A 15,348-nucleotide genomic window follows, 5' to 3' on the forward strand; every position below is an offset into this window, starting at 1 on the left:
GCCGAAAAATTGGCGAGAATGTTATGAATGAATCAGTTGACGTGGTGTGGCTTGGGCGAGGAGGACAGGGTGCCGTTACGGCAGCGAGTCTGCTCGCGCAGGCAGCGGTGCTTAGGGGCAAGTATGCGCTCGCGATACCTTTCTTCGGAGCCGAGAGGCGCGGCGCGCCGGTCTTCGCCTACACGAGGATAGCCGACGGGACCATCCTGAGCAGGGCGAGGGTGAAGAGGGGGGACATACTGGCTGTGTTAGACCCCTCGTTGCTCGGGCAGGTGAACGTGGAGTCTTTGCTTAAGCCGGGGGGAAGGATTGTTATCAATACGGGTGGTAGGCGCATCGAGGTGGGCGCGCGGGGCGAGGCTTACTGCGTGGACGCTGTGAGTATAGCGGATTCGCTTGGTCTGCGTCTAGCGGGCATCGTGTTGGTTAACATGCCGATGGTGGGGGCTGTCGGGAGGGTGTACGGCGGCGTCGGCCTCCCCGACCTCGAGTCGGCAGTAAAAGAAGTTATTAAGGTGCACGTAGAGAGAAACGTAGAGGCTGTAAAGAGGGGATGGGAGGGTGTCGGGCACTGCGAGTAAGCTTCTGGCTAAACCGGTAGTTGGGGCTGTTGCAGCGGGTAGCTGGCGCACCGAGAGGCCCGTCGTAGACATGTCTAAGTGTAGGCTGTGCGGGGTCTGCTGGCTCTACTGCCCCGACGGAGTTATAGAGATCGACGAGGATGCAAGGCTCGTTAAGATAGACTACGACTACTGTAAAGGTTGCGGTGTATGCGCCGCTGAATGCCCCTTCAAGGCTATAAGCATGGTGAGGGAGCATGAGTGACGGGGGAAAGAGGATACTCTTAACGGGTAACTACGCTGCCGCCTACGCCGCTAGGGACGCGGACCCCGACGTCGTCTCCGCGTACCCCATCACTCCTCAGACCCCCGTTATCGAGAAGATAGCCGACTTCATAGCATCGGGAGAGCTAAACGCGAAGTTTGTACGCGTAGAGTCGGAGCACAGTGCGATGGCGGCACTGATAGGAGCTGCGAGCGCGGGGGCCAGGACGTACACGGCGACTTCCAGCCAGGGTCTTTTCTACATGTACGAGGTGGTATGGTGGGCGGCGGGAGCCAGGTTGCCCATAGTGATGGGCATAGTTACGCGCGCTCTTGGACCTCCCTGGAACATTTGGAGCGAACACTCGGACTTCTACGCCATAAGGGATAGCGGCTGGAACATGTTCTTCGCGTCGAGCGCACAGGAGGTTTACGACTTGACGCTGATCTCGTACGGCGTCTCCGAGAATCCCGACGTGTTGCTTCCCTCCGCGGTCGGCTGGGACGCCTTCGAAGTGAGTCATACGTACGAGCCTGTCCACGTGCTTGGGAGGGAGGAGGCATCAAAAATCCTGCCTCCCAAGGGTGCCTGGAAGCCGCCGCTGACGCCCGAGGATCCCTCCTCTCTCGGGAACCTAGCCTACCCGGAGGAGTACGCGGAGGTCAGGCGGACCCTGAGGGAGGCCTCCGAGAAAGCCCTCGGAGTGTTCAGAGAGGTTGCAACCAGGTACTCGAGGATCACGGGGAGGAACTACGCGGGGCTCTACGAGTGCTACAGGTGCGTCGACGCGGACGCGCTTATAATAGGGATGGGCTCCATAATAGGGGAGGTCTACAGGGCTGTCGATCTCCTCAGGGAGAGGGGCGAGAGGGTTGGAGCTCTAAAGCTCTGGGTCTACAGGCCTTTCCCATACGAGGAAGTCGCCAGGAGGCTGGAAAACGTCAAGCTCGTAGTAACCGTAGCGAGAGCCTCCGTGTTTGGTAGCCTCTCCCCCCTCGGCTTAGACGTTGCCTCGGCGATCACGCTAGGAGGTCTCGACGTGAAGCTCGTGGACTACGCGGCGGGCGTCGGCGGAGTGGACGTCTACGCGGAGGACGTGGTGGGGATGTACGAAAAGGCTAAGGCTTCGAGAAGCGGGGGTTTCTGGTGGGTGAGGTGAGATGTCGCACAAGGCCTTCCCGCGGGAGGAGTACATACTGAAGGGGCACGCCGCGTGCCCTGGTTGCGGCGCGACACTGCTACTGCGGCACGTACTGAAAGCCCTTGGACCCAACACGTACCTGGTTATCCCGGCCTGTTGTACGAGCGTGATAGCGGGACCACACCCTAGGTCTGCGTTCAAGGTGCCGGTGCTTCACATAGCGTTCGCTGCAAGCGCCGCTGCCGCATCAGGCATGGTGGAGGCGTTGGAGAAGCTCGGGAAGCCTGCGAATGTCGTCGTGTGGGCCGGGGACGGCGGGACGGTGGACATAGGACTCCAGGCCTTGAGCGGTGCGGCGGAGAGAGGACACAACCTCATCTACATATGCTACGACAACGAGGCCTACATGAACACGGGGATTCAGAAGTCAGGGTCCACTCCCTACAAGGCTTGGACCACGACGACTCCCACTGGGAATCTGAGTGTAAAGAAAGACGTACCGTCGATCATGGTGGCGCACCGCGTCCCCTACGTGGCTACGATAAACCCTGCCTACGTGAATGACCTCTACTACAAGCTTAGAAAGGCGGCGCAGATAAAGGGAGGGTTAAAGTATATCCACGCGTTCTCCCCCTGCCCTGTCGGGTGGAGGTACGACTCCAGCTTAACGGTCAAGGTTGCCCGCCTAGCCGTAGAGACTGGGGTGTGGGTTCTCTACGAGGTTGAGAACGGTATGTTCAGCCTTACGGGACCCAGCAAGGCCTTAGTAGACAAGAGCAAGAGGAAGCCCGTCGCGGAGTACTTAAGGCTTCAGGGGAGGTTCTCGCATCTTAAGGAGGAGGACATCGCCGAGATTCAAAGACTCGTTGACGAGCAATGGGAGAGAATCGCGGAGATACTACGGGAGCAGGAGAAGGGCTAGCGAGACAGCAAACGCCAGAAAGACTACGGCTAGGCTGTCCCTAGTGTTTTTCTTCGTTGCAACAGAGATGCGGCGGAGCATCTCGCCGTCCATGAACCTGCCTCTGAATGGCACTGAGCAGTAACCCACCCTAACCTTCGAGACGTTTTTCAAAGCTTTTTCAACGCAAGACATACAGGTTTCCAGGACTTTTTCGGGGCTCAGCGCTCCTACTGGGTAGTAGTCGACGTTCCTGTATAGCCCCGTGTATAGGTGGGTATCCGTAGTCGCGACCAAGACTTTTTCGAAGGACTCCTTGAACGTGCGTAAAACGCGTTCCTTGAAGTCTGGCGTCATGTTGTTTCCGTCTATGCTCAGCAAGAGGAGTTTCTTGCCGGCTATTTGAAGCACGGCGCATGCAACCCCGCCGGGACCTACGGAGGCTCCATCAGTGTATTCTACACGCGCGAAGCCGGCGTAAATCTCTCCCTCTGCTTCAACCTCCTCGGACGCCTCGTGAATCGCGGAAACGATTTCGGCAATTTCGATTTCGTCGTCTTCGTCTATCTTCAGGTAGCCGGGAGCTATCATGTTGTGGAGGTCTACCGCTACGGCCCCCTCCACGGCGTGGGACTCCTCCGAAACCCTGTACGGCAAGTCCTCCATGATCACCTGGGGGTCCAGGAACACCAGGTCCGGTATCTCGCCGAAAGCAAGCCTTACAACGTCTACTTTTCCACTAGAGGAGTAGCCTAAACCGCACCTGTCAACCGCGGGGCTAGGCGTGCAGCTGCACACGGCGCCTGCCAGCTCCTCGGAGTACCTGAGCCTGGGAAGATTTTCCGAGTGAGTACACGGAGCCTTCAAAAACAGCGTTGGTGTATCCCTACACTTCGCGATGAGTTGTGGCAGAGTGCTACTACCCAAGTCTCTGAGAGGACCCGGGTGCACGTTGGAAATCACGAGGCGCCCGATTTCGCGATCGGCTGTGAACGAGTAGACATGTACCTGCAGGGTCCTTTCGACGGATATTCTCTCAAGGTATTCCTCGACCTCTGACCGAGCCCCCGAAAGGATGTACTTCAGGAACGCCTCGAGGAAGCCTACCCCGCTCACTCCCGCCGCCTTCCTTATCCTGCGGTCGACCACGAAGAATACAGTAGAAGACGCCAGGAAGAAGGCTGAGAGGATGTACAGTGCGCGGGGGTCGTTGTGCGCTACGGAGAACCAAAGGAAGTAGAGTATAGCCAGAGCGCCGGCTTTCCATACGCTTAGGATGCCGACTGCGAGCAGAAAGCCGACAAGCCCCTCGAGCACCGTGGCCAGTATGGGGGGCTTGCGGAGTACAAGCACTAGTGGGAGCATTGCGAGGTACAGGAGGAACACCCCTAGAGAACGCCTGAAGTTAAACACTCTCCTATCGCATACGTGGAGGTAGAGCGGGACGGCGGCTCCCAGTAAGAGCGAGTGAAGTAACTCGCTTGGCGGCACTCCTAGTAGCAAGGAGGCTCCAAGGGAAAGTAGTAGCAACGAGAATGAGATCGGTGCAAGAACACGTGTAGCGGGTAGCCTGATAATCCACTTATAGCTACTTTTGAATCCCTCGAAGTGGTCTCCATGAGTCCCAATCATCGGGCTCGACGCAGACGCTCGCGATAAAAAGTTTAATGTTTATGCGGCACTGGTCTTAGGGTCTGCATGGGCGCGCACCGCGAGGCCCCCTGCGAACGGCTCGCTAAGGAGGTTTCCGTGGCATTCGTAGAGCCGCTTTACGAGCAAAACATAGGTTACATTGCCCGCTCCATGAAGAATTTTTGTCTCGCGAAGCTCTACCTGGTGAAGCCTAGGTGCAGCGTGGGGCTTGAGAGCAGGAGGTACGCGATGCACGCGGCGGACATAGTGGAGAACGCCGTGATCGTTGGAAGCCTCGGCGAGCTCGTAGGTATGCACGACCTAGTTGCTTGTACAACTGGAGTTAAGGGGAAGCCACCCCTGCGGAGGTACGTATCACCTGGCGAGATGGCTTCTCTCTTTGCCGAGTCTACGGGGTCTAAGCTCGTCGTAATAGGCAGGGAGGACTGGGGGCTTAGCGCGGAGGAGCTTTCAATATGCGACATGCTTGTAACTATAGAGGCGAACCCCGAGTACCCGTCGCTTAACGCTTCCCACGCCGCCGCGATAGTATTCTACGAGCTTTTCAACAAGTATCACTCGGTTCAGCAGAGCTTGGAGAGGCCGCCGAGAGAGGAAGTGGAGGCTTTCCTGAAGCACCTCGGAGACCTTACCACGCTACTAGGCTACGATGAAACAAGGTCTGAACGCCTCCTGCTCTCGATTAAACGTTTGCTAGCCGAAACACGTTTCTCGAAGACGGATCTGAGGATTCTCTTCGGGCTCGTGAGAGACAGTTTGGAGACCATAAAGCGTACACACCGAGAAAGCGCGCGAATAACGCATAAGCAGTCGAAGTAGCGCGCAAGCCTAGTCGCGCGCGGAACTAGGACGATTAAAGCGGAAAACCAGCAGGAAAAGGCGCCCAACAGCTCCTTTGCACGCGCGAAGTACCTGTTCTACACGCACCAGGATCGCGAAAACATAAAAGTATATAAGCCATGTACTAGTGCTATGAGTAGCTTGGTAAGAGGTGAGTGTGAATGCCTCTAAGACCCGGTAGGTGCTACAGGCACTTTGGTACTCCACCGTATACACGCCTTGAGTACATAAAGAGCAACCCCCCAGTACTTATTCCGAAGTTTGATCTAGGCAACCCTAAGGGGAACTTCAACACTGTCCTCAAGCTCGTGGTTATGAGACCCGGGCAGATAAGGGCTAACGCGCTCGAAGCTGCCAGGCAGCATGCCAACAAGTACCTAACGGCGAAGGTCGGGGAGGCAAACTTCTTCCTCAGAGTGGCGGTGTTTCCGCACCACATCCTCAGAGAAAACAAGATGATGGCCATGGCGGGCGCGGACAGGCTTCAGGACGGCATGAGGCTTTCCTTCGGAACCCCCGTTGGGCGCGCAGCCAGGGTGGAGGCGGGTCAGATCGTTATGCTCGTCAAGGTCGATGCTAAGAACATTGACCATGCGAAGGAGGCTTTGAGGAGGGCTGCCTCGAAGATACCTCTTCCCAGCAGGATAATAGTGGAGCAGGCACAGTAGGGGCGAGCTTCTTGTCTAGTGCCCGGGGTTCGGCGGGTTGCAGGAGGTTCATAGGAAGCGAATAGAAGTAGCGATAAATGTATGGGGGGAAATTCTCGAGAAAACCTTTGAGAACAGGGAGCAACTGGTCTCCTACCTCGAGGCTGTGTACAGGGAGAATAGACTCGAGCCCATACGCGGGAAGACCCGTATAAACATCTATGATAAAGAGCTTGCCACGCTGTACCTCGTGGGCAAGTACGGTCTAGCACTGGAAGACGAGATTTCTAGCTTCTCCGACCTCTTCCACGTTGAGATAAAGGCGGACAAGGTTCTATCGAGGGTTCTCTCCGGCGAGGATCCGAGGAACGCCGTGGTTTCAGAGTTCGGTTCAACAGAGGAGGATAACGTCTTTAGGGTTTTACGCCTAGCAATGACCGCGGTAGTTCTGGGATTCATGGACGAAGAGACCTTCATCAGGGTGCTCGAGTCGTTTGAAAAAGCTTTCCCAGAGCTGGACCGCAACTTTACAAGTTTTAAGCGGTTCTACATAGCTTTCAGGCTAGCTGAGAAGATAGCGGCGGGAGAAATAAGGAATAGGCTGGAGAAAGAGGCCTATAAACATGCGCTGTGCGTAAAGCTGAACGCCGAGAAAGCGGCACCTCCGGACTCGTTTATACGTGACATAGCAGTGAATGCGCTTAAGGTGCCAGAGTTCAAGGTCAACAGCGCGTTGAGCCTACACGCGCACGAAAGAAGTTCTTGACGAATCGCTAAATATATATACTGTGGCACTATGAAGAGGACGGGTGCTGTGATTTATGCCTAAGAAGAGGAAGAGCCGCGGGCGTCACAAGGGCGACAAGGGTAAGGAGGACCTGGTGCAGTGCGACGAATGTGGCGCCCTTATTCCGAGGTCGAAGGCTGTTAAAATCACCAAGCCAGTAATGCCCATTGATCCTCAGCTGGCAAAGGAGCTTAGAGATAAGGGAGCGATACTCCCGCAGTACACTGTTACGAAGTATCTTTGCCTTAGGTGCGCGATCCACCGTGGGATAATCAAGATTCGCCCAGAGGAGGAGAGAAAGTCCCAGAAAATCAACTTGCCGTTCTAAGATGTCTTTAGAGGTTTTAAGGGAGCTCGTTTTCAGAGAGAAGTTTAGCCGTGTATTCGTGGTTTTTTCAAACACGGCTGCCACGGCTCCTGTATTCACGGTGTCCACTTTAGCCACGCTTGGCGGCAGGATGGACGTCGTCGCGAGGTCCCTTATCAACGCTCTCTGGGATCTCGAGAGCCAGAGGTTCAACACGCTTCTCGTAGCTTTGCTGAACGGTCCACCGAATCCTCCGCTAGGCCTCTACGCGTGGAGGGTGCCCGCTGGTGGCAAGAGATCCGAGGGCTTTTTCGGTGGGCTAATACTCGAAGCCCTTTCCGGCAAGAAGGTAGATGGGCTACTCGTGGAGAAGGGCGCCCGGCTTGTAGACGTTGTATCGTTGCTCAAGGGGGCCGGCTACCCCGTATACCTGCTCGACGAGAACGGTCTTAGCTACGCCAACGTCAACCTCGAGGAGCCGGTAGCCTTTGTGCTAGGTGACCACATAGGGATACCCGCGGACCTTCTGCGCCAGGTAACAAGACTAGTAGACGGAGTGATAAGCATCGGGAGAACTCCCTACTTAACGAGCCACTGCATCGCTTTCGTACACGAACTGCTTGACCGGTCGTCGCGTCTACGCCGCCACGCGTAGAAGCGCCCACGTTTACAAACCAGGGAAAAAGGAAGAAAGGAATAAAAAGGGGGTTTTTATGCCAGCCCTAGCCCTCTCAGCTCTTCGACGTCCTCCTCCAGCTCCCTTGCTAACTCCTCGTCTTCCTCGACTCTCGCCGGAGCGCTTCTCACGGAGGCTAGGAACTCCTCTATCGCGTCCAACGCCTCTACCAGCCTAGCCTCGTAGAGCCCGTCACCCTTAAGAGTGCTCGCCAAGAGCCTCGAGAGAGCGCCGATAGTCCTAACGATAACGCGCGCGCGGGTTCTTTGACAACGACGGCGTTGAGGAGGTGTTTTTGTGGCTTTTGGACAAGTTGCCCAGCGTGAAACACTACACCTTCGAGTACAGCTTACCTCCGAACCTGCGCGCCTCTTTTGAGAAAATAGTGCACGAGATACTGCTCGCCTAAGTTAGAGTCCTAAACCCCCAGCCTGAAAAGTATCTTTTTTTGCCGCCCCCCTCTTTCCCCGGTCCCTCCCTCTACGCTGACCCCTGATCGCGCGCCCGAATAGGGCGCCCACCCCACCATTTAAGGAGGGGTGGTAGGTATGAATGAAGTAGTAATGAGGGGGGATGGAGCGGGGGAGGGGGTTGAAGAGTTCGACGAGTGGTTTATTCGCAGGAAGATCGAGGAGCTCCTGAGGAAGGCGCTGTTTCCGCCCAGCGGCTATAGGGGTCTAAAGGCTACGCACAGCAAGGTTGCACGGGAGCTAGCAGAAATAAAGGCCAACTATGTGCAATACGGCGAGGCCTACGTCGAGCACGTCGACAGGCTCAGGGAAGGCGAGGAGAAGGCCTACAGAGAGGCGGAGAAAGCGATGCAAGAAGCCTTAGAGCACGCAGACGAACTCGAAATCAAGAGAACAGGGAAGACGACGTGGAAGGCTAAGCTCCCAGGCAGGAGATGGAGGCTATACGTTTGCAGAACACCAACCGGGCACTGGCAGGTCGAGGTCGCCCTTCTCTTCAAGGTCGCCGAGCTCAGGCTATCCGATACATTAAGGCTTCCGCCTGAGCTACTCAGAGCGGCCCAGGATGGCTGGATTCTTGGCGATGCGTCGTACATCGCAAACAAGAAAGAAGTCAAGATGGGTACAGCGCAGACGTGGCAGGTTGCCTCCTTTCCCGGTTTCTGGCCGGGAAAGGAGGTAGTGATCTACGTTAGAAGCGTAGTGATCCACGAGTCTCACGTCAGCATAATGTGGCAAGTGAGAGTACACGGGGTTCGCGACGTGCCCCGATGGTGGAGGCTAAGGAAGGAGGAGAAGCGGAGGATGGCAGTCGCCGAGATTGAGGAGGCAAACAAGGGCAATATAGATGAGCGAAGAGCCGTTCGGATCGCAACGTACTACGCCGCAGACGGAAAGTATCCAGGATCAAACTCGGCCCTCCATTATCTGGATTTCGCGGTTGGCCGAAGATCTCGCCGAGTTAGAACGGAGCAATCCGTCAGGGTTGCGAGGCTTCTCTACGAGAAAGTGCCGCAACTATTAGCATTCATGGTCGCGTCGGGTTGCAAGAAAGCAGAGTTCTTAGCGAGCCTGGCATCCGTGAAGCCGCGACACTACGCGCCTCGCTACCTGGAGGTGTGCGGTGTTAAAATGAACCTGCGGCTCGCAGGCCCTAAGAACCGCCGCTACCTTATGGCCCAAGTATACATCACGCGCAATAACGAGGAGATGCTTCGCGATTTCCCCGAGAGGGCGAGGCGCGAGGGTCTAGAAGTCAGAAGGGTGAAGGTGAGTAAGAGGTATTGGGGTTACCGTGCTGGCGAAAAATCGCTAATGAAGTATGCTGACCGATATCCGCACGTCTACGACACTTTGATCGAGTTTGTCCAAGAAGAACTTCAAGCAACGCCTCCCGACCACCCCGCCCGCCGAAGCATAGAGCGCCTCTTGGAACGCCTAAGGAAGGCGAAGGAGGAAGCGCTCAAAAAGCTGGGGCACCAAGACGCTAAAGCATGAAACCAACAGGGAAAGGCGCCCGGCCCCCCTCCTCATTAAAGTACTCGTGAAGCTCGCGCGCTCGCGCCGGTCAAACCAGTAGCTCCTCCACACTTCTAACCACGGGCCTTGAGGCTGTCTCCGCGAGCACATCCGGGCCGACGCTGGATGCCGCGCGGTACACAAGCTTAACCCTCACGAGCTGTTCCACGCCGGTTGAAAGGCACTTCGGGCACCGCAAAGCCTTCGATACGAAAACGTGTCCGCACGCGGTGCAGTGGTACAGGCTTGTCTTCGTGAAGGTTACTGTCCTTAACCCTCTTTTCGCGTAGGCCTTCAGCACTACAAGCATGTCGGCCGGCGATAAACTGGTAAAGCGGATCTCGGGTACGCTCACGAGCCCGCCGCTACCGTGGAGCGCCGACTCTAGTTGCAAGATGCTCTTTGGGGTTCTTCCCGTCTTGGCGTTGTAAACAAAGGGGGATAAGTCGTTGACGTACTCGGGATACTTGGAGCGCCAGACTCTCGCCGTCGTCGCTAGGTGCGGACTGGGGGAGAAGTACGCGTGAACAGCGTGCACGTCACCCGGGCTCGCGGCTAGTCCTGCCAGCGTGGTTATAAACCCGGTAGCCCCCCGTACGAGTAGCTCCCTGTAGGTACTGCTACCCAGAGCGTCGACGTACTCGGGCCGCTCCTGGAGAAGCGCGGCCTCGTAGCCTGCGTAGCAGAACTGGAAAGCGTAGCTAGCCTCGCTCAGCCTACCTCCAAGGACCCGCGTAAGCAAGGTTGTTCTCCTCTTAAGTTCGTTGATTAACCCGCCAGATTTCTCGAGAACCTTTTCGAGTAAAACCATGGGATCCTCTATGCCTGCCAGGCTTCTGTATAGGACTGGAAGCACGAACGTCGCGGCGCCGAGATGCACCCATGGCTTGCCCCCCGTTGGGACGGAGAAGAGTCCTCCCGAAATAACTTGGTCTTGGAACGAGAAGACCAGTGGAAACCCGCTGTTAAACATCTTGGAAAAAAGCCTATAGTCCTCCTCTCCGAGAGAGTCCACGTCGCTAATACGTATCTGGAAAAGCGTACCCGGGGAGGGCAAGCTCCCCTCTAAGAAGCCGGAAAGAGCTTCTCGAGCATCCTCCCCGTAATCGAGGTAGAGTGTTAGAGAAACTCTATCCCCGAGAAGGCTCACAGCTGCAGATATAAGCTCTCTATCCGCGCTCGGCGATAACACGAGCTCGTCGTAGAGCCTGCTATACCTCGCCAGGAGTCTCAGATCTTCCATAGAGTCCACGCCGAGGTAGAGAGCCTTAACCCCCGTACTCCACTTCGCATCGAAGAGCAGTATTCCTCTCTCCAAGGGCTCCAGCAGCCCAACCCGAGCCAAAAGATCAACGTCTACCTTCTCCTTCCACGATGTGCTTTGCCCGGAGAACTCGATGCTCACCGGGACCTCTTCGCGTGTACACCCCTTGGAGAAGGTTGCGCTGAGGACAGCCAGCTTCACAACGTGCTCTGGGATGTAGCTGTAGTGGCAGTGCTTCTCTATGAATGACAGGCTATCAAGCATGATGTTGTTTTTCAGCTTCCTGTGCGTTCCGGGTTTGCACAGTAAGTCTATGAGGGACGAGAGGTACTCTCTCAGCGGGATGGAAATGCCGCTCGCAAGGAGCACGGGGCGCTCCAGGTACTCGTTTGTTTCCAGTGAGAGAGCATCCACGATCTCCAAGACTCGTAGCCCGACGGTTGACAGCGTGTAGTAGTCGCCTTCCTGTACGACTATCCCGGCTTCTTTCAGTTGGCGGAGGTGGAAGGCTAGCTTCTCGGGGCTTACGTCGAGGTAAGATGCGAGGTCTCCGAATCTCAGCTTCCTCCTATCCCTGAGCAACCTCATTGCTTGAAGCCTTATTTCGTTCGATACTGCTTTAAGCAACCTGTAAACATGAACCATTACGAGAGGTAAAGCGATTGAGCGATTTATGCCTCACGCGGTTCTTGGAGTCGCGCAGTCATGTTAGAACAGTAATACCTTCTTCTAATCCTTCTTTAGTATCTGAAACTCGTTAGAATAGCGTGAAGCCCCAAGGTCTACGTGGTGCAGGTCCCCGTATACAGGGATTACAACGAGTTCAGCGTGCGCGTAGTGCAGGCCTTGCTCGAGATGATAAGGCATACCCGCGGTAGCATAATTACCTTCAACGCCAAAAAAGTCGCCGTGTTTGCAGGAATAGATACTCAACCGGTAGTACTGACTCTCGTGAAGGACGTCTTGGAGAGGCTGAGGGAGAAGGATTACGTCGTCGTGCTTGGTAAAACAAAGCACGGAGTAAAGTACGCCGTAAAGAAGGATACTCCTCTCTGGGTTCTCGCGAAGAGCTACGAGAAAGTGGTTATAAGGAACCTGGAGGACTTGAACATGATCCTAGAGAAAGTTCAGCAAGCCCGGACAGCACTCAGAGTGTGAATACAGCTTGAACGAAAAATTACTTTTTAAGTTGCGCCTCCTTCTCTAATTGGTGGATGCGGAGACAGTTAGAGAAGTGTTGCTACTCGCCGAGTCTCTCGCGGCAAGGGAGGGGCTCGTGGCACCGAGCGTGGGGCAGGTAGTCGTATCCGGGGAGCCTCCGGGAAGCGGCATGGTGAAGGTTTACGAGGGAGTGTGGGTAGATCTGGTGTCCGAGAGTATCTACGTCGAGGAAGGCACATTGGACAACGTTGTTTTTAGGCTTCTCGTGGGCTACTTCGCGCTCTCAGTGTACAAGAGCTTCGGGAAGATACACTGGGAGGTTGCACGTGACCTAGCAAGGAAGCATTTCTTCACTGTCCTAGTGAAGCTGGTGCGCGCGCGATGAAAGAAGTGCGCATACTCGCTACCACCGTGCAGGGACTTGAGTGGTTTGTCTGCGAGGAGCTCCGCGAGATATGCGGAGAAGTAAGGGTTTTCTCGGCGCGCGAAGGGTCGGGGAGAGTTATCGCCGAGATAGACGAACGGTGTTTAGCGATTCTCATGGAGAAGGCGCGGTCGGTCGAGAAAGTGTACTTGTTCTTTGGCGAAGCGGCATCGATAGAGGAGGCGGGAATCGACCTTTCGGAGAAGCTGAGAGAATTCTCAGGTTTCTTCAGGTTCTTCTCTGTTCACGCCGAGAGGATAACTAAGGATATCGATCTAACGTCCCTAGAGATAGCCGCTAAGATAGGGGAAATGGTAAAGACGAGGCTGAATCTCGACGTCTCGCTGGACTTTCCAGACATACCCGTGTACGTTGAGTACGAGAAGGGGGTTTACAGGTACGGTGTAGACCTTTGCTTCCACCGTAGCCTTAGAGACAGACCCTACAGGAGATTCATCCATAGATCCGCGCTCAACCCCCTGATTGCCTATGCCCTCTGCCGCGCGGTGCGCGGTGGGAAATCCTTATGGGATCCCTTCTGCGGTAGCGGAACCATACCGCTGGAGTGCCTAGAAGTCTACCCCTGGGCACGCGCTGTATGTAGCGATGTAAACGCGGAGTTTATTGCTGGAGCATTGCAAAACTCTCTCGCGGTGGGCAAGGAGCTAGATCTTGTGGTTTCTGATATCAGGAGTGCTCCCTTAAGGTCAGGCTCCATCGATGCTGTCGTGACGAACCCACCGTTCGGGATAAGGGAGAAGGCTGTGGGAGGGCTCCGGAAGGTTTACGAGGCTCTCTTCACCGAGGCTTCCCGCGTCCTCGTCCAAGGGGGGAGGCTTGCCGTACTTACGCCCCACAGAAAGCTCGTCGAGAGCCTTGCACAGAAACACTCGTTCTTGAAAGTAGGAGAGTGGAGGCTGAACGAGGGAGGATTACTGAGTTACATGCTACTCTACTCGAGAGAGTAGTAGAGCTCGGCCAGAGCTCCTCCAAATGGTTTTAGCTTGCGGCCTGCCTCGCTTTCCTCGGGTACTATGAATATCTTGCCGTTCCGGGAAAAAACTTCGCCTAAGACTTTGAGTACTCTCTCCCTAGACTCCTCGCCGAATAACAACGCATCCGACACTATGAGCGTCTTGACGATCCCCCACTCGGCTACTTTCTCGACATTTTCAAGCCCAGCGACCGCCTTGCCCTTACCGCTGAAAAGCTCCTGGAGCACTCTCTCTACCTCTGCGAGCTCGAGGGGTAAGCGGACGGAGCTCAGGAGCTCCCTTGATTGACCGCCCCTGAGCAGCTCGTAGATCCCCGCTTCCCCACCTTCTGATACCTTGACGACCCTAGCCTTAACGCCGAGCTCCCCTAATACTCTTGAAACCACTTCCGCAAGTCTCTCGTTAACCGCGACCACCACCTCGTCTACATGTTCAGCTCTCCCGCTCTCGAAAATTCTCTGCACTATAGACGCTATTGGTTCTCTATACCGCTCGTCGAGGCTGCTTTCCTTCCCTCTGCCTACAGGCGAATAGCCAACCACGGCTCTTACCTCGACGCCTACGGGAGAAAGGTAGCCGACCGCCACCTCCTCGTCACCGACGCTGATCAGAAGAACTCTTCTTATCTTCGACGCAGCCTTTTCAAGGATGTTTCTCGTAAATCCGTCTATCCCGCTCTTCTTCACGATCTTAACGCGGTCTCCAACCCCCACCTGTATCGTGTGAAACGATCCCTTCGCGTAAACCTCCTCGGGCGCCTCGACAACCCTTCCCGTGAACCTCAGCTTCTCGGAGAACTTGGCGTAGGAGACCTTCTCCACCTCTACTCCGAGGTAGACTGGAATCCTCTCGCCGCGCTCCTCGCCCGTGGCCCGCTCGATCCTCAACTGGCGCGTAGTCCAACCATAGACTACGTCACCTTTACGTACGAGTAGAAACAGGTAGTAGAGATCCTCTAATACCTCGACCACGAGTTCGACCTCGCCTCTCTCTTGGTTCAACCCCAGTACCCTCAATGCGAGGCACCCCACACCGATACGTGTTCTAGCGAGACTACAACCTCCGCGACCACCGTCCACGCGGGGAGGGCTTCGCGGAATATGGAGTACTCCTCTGCTTCGATGCTGAGCACTTCCTTGCTGAACTCCCCCCTCTGGAATGCTCCTATTATCACGGCCGGCACGTCTGAGCCGGCAATCCTCCTAGCGAGGTCTAAGGGCTTTACGGGCTCGCCTTTCTCGCTAAGCCTGTACACGGCGTCCACACCCATCTCTTTCAAAACTTCGCCGAGGTTTCTCCCCGTGCGTAGCTTCGCGAGAGGCTTCTCGGAGCCCGGCGGTACCTGTCCCTTCTCTAGTAGTTGTTCGAAAAGCCCCACGAACCTGTTGTAGTTCCTCGGAACCACCATGCTGGGGTCCAGTTCGACGAGCTTACCGTCGTACGTGTGTATAACGGTATGCAGGTAGCCTAGCCTGTTGAGCACGGAGTCCTGGGCCACCAGGAGGGAAACGTGCACTATGTCCGGTCGACCCCTCTTCCAGTACTCGTTAAGCGTCTTCATCGCCGCGTAGTGCACCGAGATGTCCAGCAGCATCCTTCCTGGGTTTTTGCCGCGCCGCTTCGCATGGCTCTTCACGGCTGGGTGGCTCCAGAGCTCCCTCGGTACCAGCTCTAGCCCGGCGTCCGCCAATACTAGGACCAACTTCTTCATCTTGTACTCAGCGCGCGAACGGGAATAA

General features: G+C 55.9%; 18 protein-coding genes. 13 read left to right on the forward strand and 5 right to left on the reverse strand.

Features of this window, described 5'->3' with window-relative positions; all coding sequences use genetic code 11:
• Positions 1-23: 23 nt before the first annotated feature.
• Genes TPEN_RS02800 through TPEN_RS02815 form a run of 4 tightly spaced genes read left to right on the forward strand, consistent with a single transcriptional unit; the run spans position 24 to position 2,888 of the window.
• The gene (locus tag TPEN_RS02800) at positions 24-581 is read left to right on the forward strand and encodes a 2-oxoacid:acceptor oxidoreductase family protein (protein WP_011752211.1); all 558 of its coding nucleotides are present in this window, start codon (positions 24-26) and stop codon (positions 579-581) included.
• A complete protein-coding gene (locus TPEN_RS02805) occupies positions 562-825 on the forward strand; it encodes a 4Fe-4S binding protein (protein ID WP_011752212.1) in 264 nt (87 codons plus the stop codon). Before TPEN_RS02800 ends, TPEN_RS02805 begins: the two co-directional genes overlap by 20 nt.
• On the forward strand, positions 818-1,984 hold the full coding sequence (locus TPEN_RS02810) for a pyruvate flavodoxin/ferredoxin oxidoreductase (protein WP_011752213.1): 1,167 nt from the start codon (positions 818-820) through the stop codon (positions 1,982-1,984). Before TPEN_RS02805 ends, TPEN_RS02810 begins: the two co-directional genes overlap by 8 nt.
• A 1-nt stretch (position 1,985) precedes the next feature.
• On the forward strand, positions 1,986-2,888 hold the full coding sequence (locus tag TPEN_RS02815) for a 3-methyl-2-oxobutanoate dehydrogenase subunit beta (RefSeq protein ID WP_011752214.1): 903 nt from the start codon (positions 1,986-1,988) through the stop codon (positions 2,886-2,888).
• On the opposite strand, the gene TPEN_RS02820 is transcribed toward TPEN_RS02815, so the two are convergent.
• On the reverse strand, positions 2,865-4,499 hold the full coding sequence (locus tag TPEN_RS02820; RefSeq protein WP_011752215.1) for a DUF2070 family protein: 1,635 nt from the start codon (positions 4,497-4,499) through the stop codon (positions 2,865-2,867). The genes TPEN_RS02815 and TPEN_RS02820 overlap by 24 nt on opposite strands.
• A 66-nt stretch (positions 4,500-4,565) precedes the next feature.
• Here TPEN_RS02820 and TPEN_RS02825 point away from each other — a divergent pair, with 66 nt between their 5' ends.
• The 5 genes from TPEN_RS02825 (at position 4,566) to TPEN_RS02845 (ending at position 7,756) form a co-directional block, all read left to right on the forward strand.
• On the forward strand, positions 4,566-5,339 hold the full coding sequence (locus tag TPEN_RS02825) for an RNA methyltransferase (protein WP_011752216.1): 774 nt from the start codon (positions 4,566-4,568) through the stop codon (positions 5,337-5,339).
• A gap of 182 nt (positions 5,340-5,521) precedes the next feature.
• The gene (locus tag TPEN_RS02830) at positions 5,522-6,028 is read left to right on the forward strand and encodes a 50S ribosomal protein L16 (protein WP_011752217.1); all 507 of its coding nucleotides are present in this window, start codon (positions 5,522-5,524) and stop codon (positions 6,026-6,028) included.
• A 37-nt stretch (positions 6,029-6,065) separates the two neighbouring features.
• Positions 6,066-6,773: a DUF2192 domain-containing protein gene (locus TPEN_RS02835; protein WP_011752218.1), complete on the forward strand. Its 708-nt coding sequence runs from the start codon at positions 6,066-6,068 to the stop codon at positions 6,771-6,773.
• A 55-nt stretch (positions 6,774-6,828) separates the two neighbouring features.
• On the forward strand, positions 6,829-7,122 hold the full coding sequence (locus tag TPEN_RS02840; protein ID WP_011752219.1) for a 30S ribosomal protein S26e: 294 nt from the start codon (positions 6,829-6,831) through the stop codon (positions 7,120-7,122).
• Position 7,123: 1 nt separating this feature from the next.
• Complete coding sequence (locus TPEN_RS02845) at positions 7,124-7,756, forward strand: RNA methyltransferase (protein WP_011752220.1); 633 nt, start codon at positions 7,124-7,126, stop codon at positions 7,754-7,756.
• Positions 7,757-7,812: 56 nt separating this feature from the next.
• Here TPEN_RS02845 and TPEN_RS02850 read toward each other — a convergent pair whose 3' ends face one another.
• Positions 7,813-8,025 carry a hypothetical protein gene (locus TPEN_RS02850; protein ID WP_148677904.1) on the reverse strand — a complete coding sequence of 71 codons (213 nt, stop codon included), beginning with the start codon at positions 8,023-8,025 and terminating at the stop codon, positions 7,813-7,815.
• 300 nt (positions 8,026-8,325) lie between these two features.
• On the opposite strand from TPEN_RS02850, the gene TPEN_RS02855 reads away from it, so the two are divergent.
• Positions 8,326-9,744 carry a hypothetical protein gene (locus tag TPEN_RS02855; protein WP_011752222.1) on the forward strand — a complete coding sequence of 473 codons (1,419 nt, stop codon included), beginning with the start codon at positions 8,326-8,328 and terminating at the stop codon, positions 9,742-9,744.
• 70 nt (positions 9,745-9,814) lie between these two features.
• On the opposite strand, the gene TPEN_RS02860 is transcribed toward TPEN_RS02855, so the two are convergent.
• Positions 9,815-11,674: an ArsR family transcriptional regulator gene (locus TPEN_RS02860; RefSeq protein WP_011752223.1), complete on the reverse strand. Its 1,860-nt coding sequence runs from the start codon at positions 11,672-11,674 to the stop codon at positions 9,815-9,817.
• A gap of 141 nt (positions 11,675-11,815) precedes the next feature.
• On the opposite strand from TPEN_RS02860, the gene TPEN_RS02865 reads away from it, so the two are divergent.
• Genes TPEN_RS02865 through TPEN_RS02875 form a run of 3 tightly spaced genes read left to right on the forward strand, consistent with a single transcriptional unit; the run spans position 11,816 to position 13,582 of the window.
• Entirely contained in the window at positions 11,816-12,187 is a 372-nt protein-coding gene (locus tag TPEN_RS02865; RefSeq protein ID WP_011752224.1) for a hypothetical protein, read from the forward strand.
• Between the two features lie 52 nt (positions 12,188-12,239).
• The gene (locus TPEN_RS02870; protein ID WP_052885065.1) at positions 12,240-12,575 is read left to right on the forward strand and encodes a hypothetical protein; all 336 of its coding nucleotides are present in this window, start codon (positions 12,240-12,242) and stop codon (positions 12,573-12,575) included.
• On the forward strand, positions 12,572-13,582 hold the full coding sequence (locus TPEN_RS02875; RefSeq protein WP_011752226.1) for a methyltransferase: 1,011 nt from the start codon (positions 12,572-12,574) through the stop codon (positions 13,580-13,582). Before TPEN_RS02870 ends, TPEN_RS02875 begins: the two co-directional genes overlap by 4 nt.
• On the opposite strand, the gene TPEN_RS02880 is transcribed toward TPEN_RS02875, so the two are convergent.
• On the reverse strand, positions 13,567-14,625 hold the full coding sequence (locus TPEN_RS02880) for a pelota family protein (protein ID WP_148677906.1): 1,059 nt from the start codon (positions 14,623-14,625) through the stop codon (positions 13,567-13,569). The genes TPEN_RS02875 and TPEN_RS02880 overlap by 16 nt on opposite strands.
• Positions 14,622-15,320, reverse strand: coding sequence for a ribosome biogenesis protein (locus tag TPEN_RS02885; RefSeq protein WP_011752228.1), 699 nt, complete (start codon positions 15,318-15,320; stop codon positions 14,622-14,624). The genes TPEN_RS02880 and TPEN_RS02885 overlap by 4 nt, the downstream gene beginning before the upstream one ends.
• Positions 15,321-15,348 lie beyond the last annotated feature (28 nt).

The sequence above is a fragment of the Thermofilum pendens Hrk 5 genome, assembly GCF_000015225.1.
Classification (GTDB): Archaea; Thermoproteota; Thermoprotei; order Thermofilales; family Thermofilaceae; genus Thermofilum; species Thermofilum pendens.

Excerpts from the sequence above, each read along its gene's own strand:
- TPEN_RS02800 (WP_011752211.1), top strand. The coding sequence starts at position 24 with ATGAATGAATCAGTTGACGTGGTGTGGCTTGGGCGAGGAGGACAGGGT.
- TPEN_RS02810 (WP_011752213.1), top strand. The coding sequence starts at position 818 with ATGAGTGACGGGGGAAAGAGGATACTCTTAACGGGTAACTACGCTGCC.
- TPEN_RS02815 (WP_011752214.1), top strand. The coding sequence starts at position 1,986 with ATGTCGCACAAGGCCTTCCCGCGGGAGGAGTACATACTGAAGGGGCAC.
- TPEN_RS02820 (WP_011752215.1), bottom strand. The coding sequence starts at position 4,499 with ATGATTGGGACTCATGGAGACCACTTCGAGGGATTCAAAAGTAGCTAT.
- TPEN_RS02825 (WP_011752216.1), top strand. The coding sequence starts at position 4,566 with ATGGGCGCGCACCGCGAGGCCCCCTGCGAACGGCTCGCTAAGGAGGTT.
- TPEN_RS02830 (WP_011752217.1), top strand. The coding sequence starts at position 5,522 with ATGCCTCTAAGACCCGGTAGGTGCTACAGGCACTTTGGTACTCCACCG.
- TPEN_RS02840 (WP_011752219.1), top strand. The coding sequence starts at position 6,829 with ATGCCTAAGAAGAGGAAGAGCCGCGGGCGTCACAAGGGCGACAAGGGT.
- TPEN_RS02845 (WP_011752220.1), top strand. The coding sequence starts at position 7,124 with ATGTCTTTAGAGGTTTTAAGGGAGCTCGTTTTCAGAGAGAAGTTTAGC.
- TPEN_RS02855 (WP_011752222.1), top strand. The coding sequence starts at position 8,326 with ATGAATGAAGTAGTAATGAGGGGGGATGGAGCGGGGGAGGGGGTTGAA.
- TPEN_RS02860 (WP_011752223.1), bottom strand. The coding sequence starts at position 11,674 with ATGGTTCATGTTTACAGGTTGCTTAAAGCAGTATCGAACGAAATAAGG.
- TPEN_RS02875 (WP_011752226.1), top strand. The coding sequence starts at position 12,572 with ATGAAAGAAGTGCGCATACTCGCTACCACCGTGCAGGGACTTGAGTGG.
- TPEN_RS02885 (WP_011752228.1), bottom strand. The coding sequence starts at position 15,320 with ATGAAGAAGTTGGTCCTAGTATTGGCGGACGCCGGGCTAGAGCTGGTA.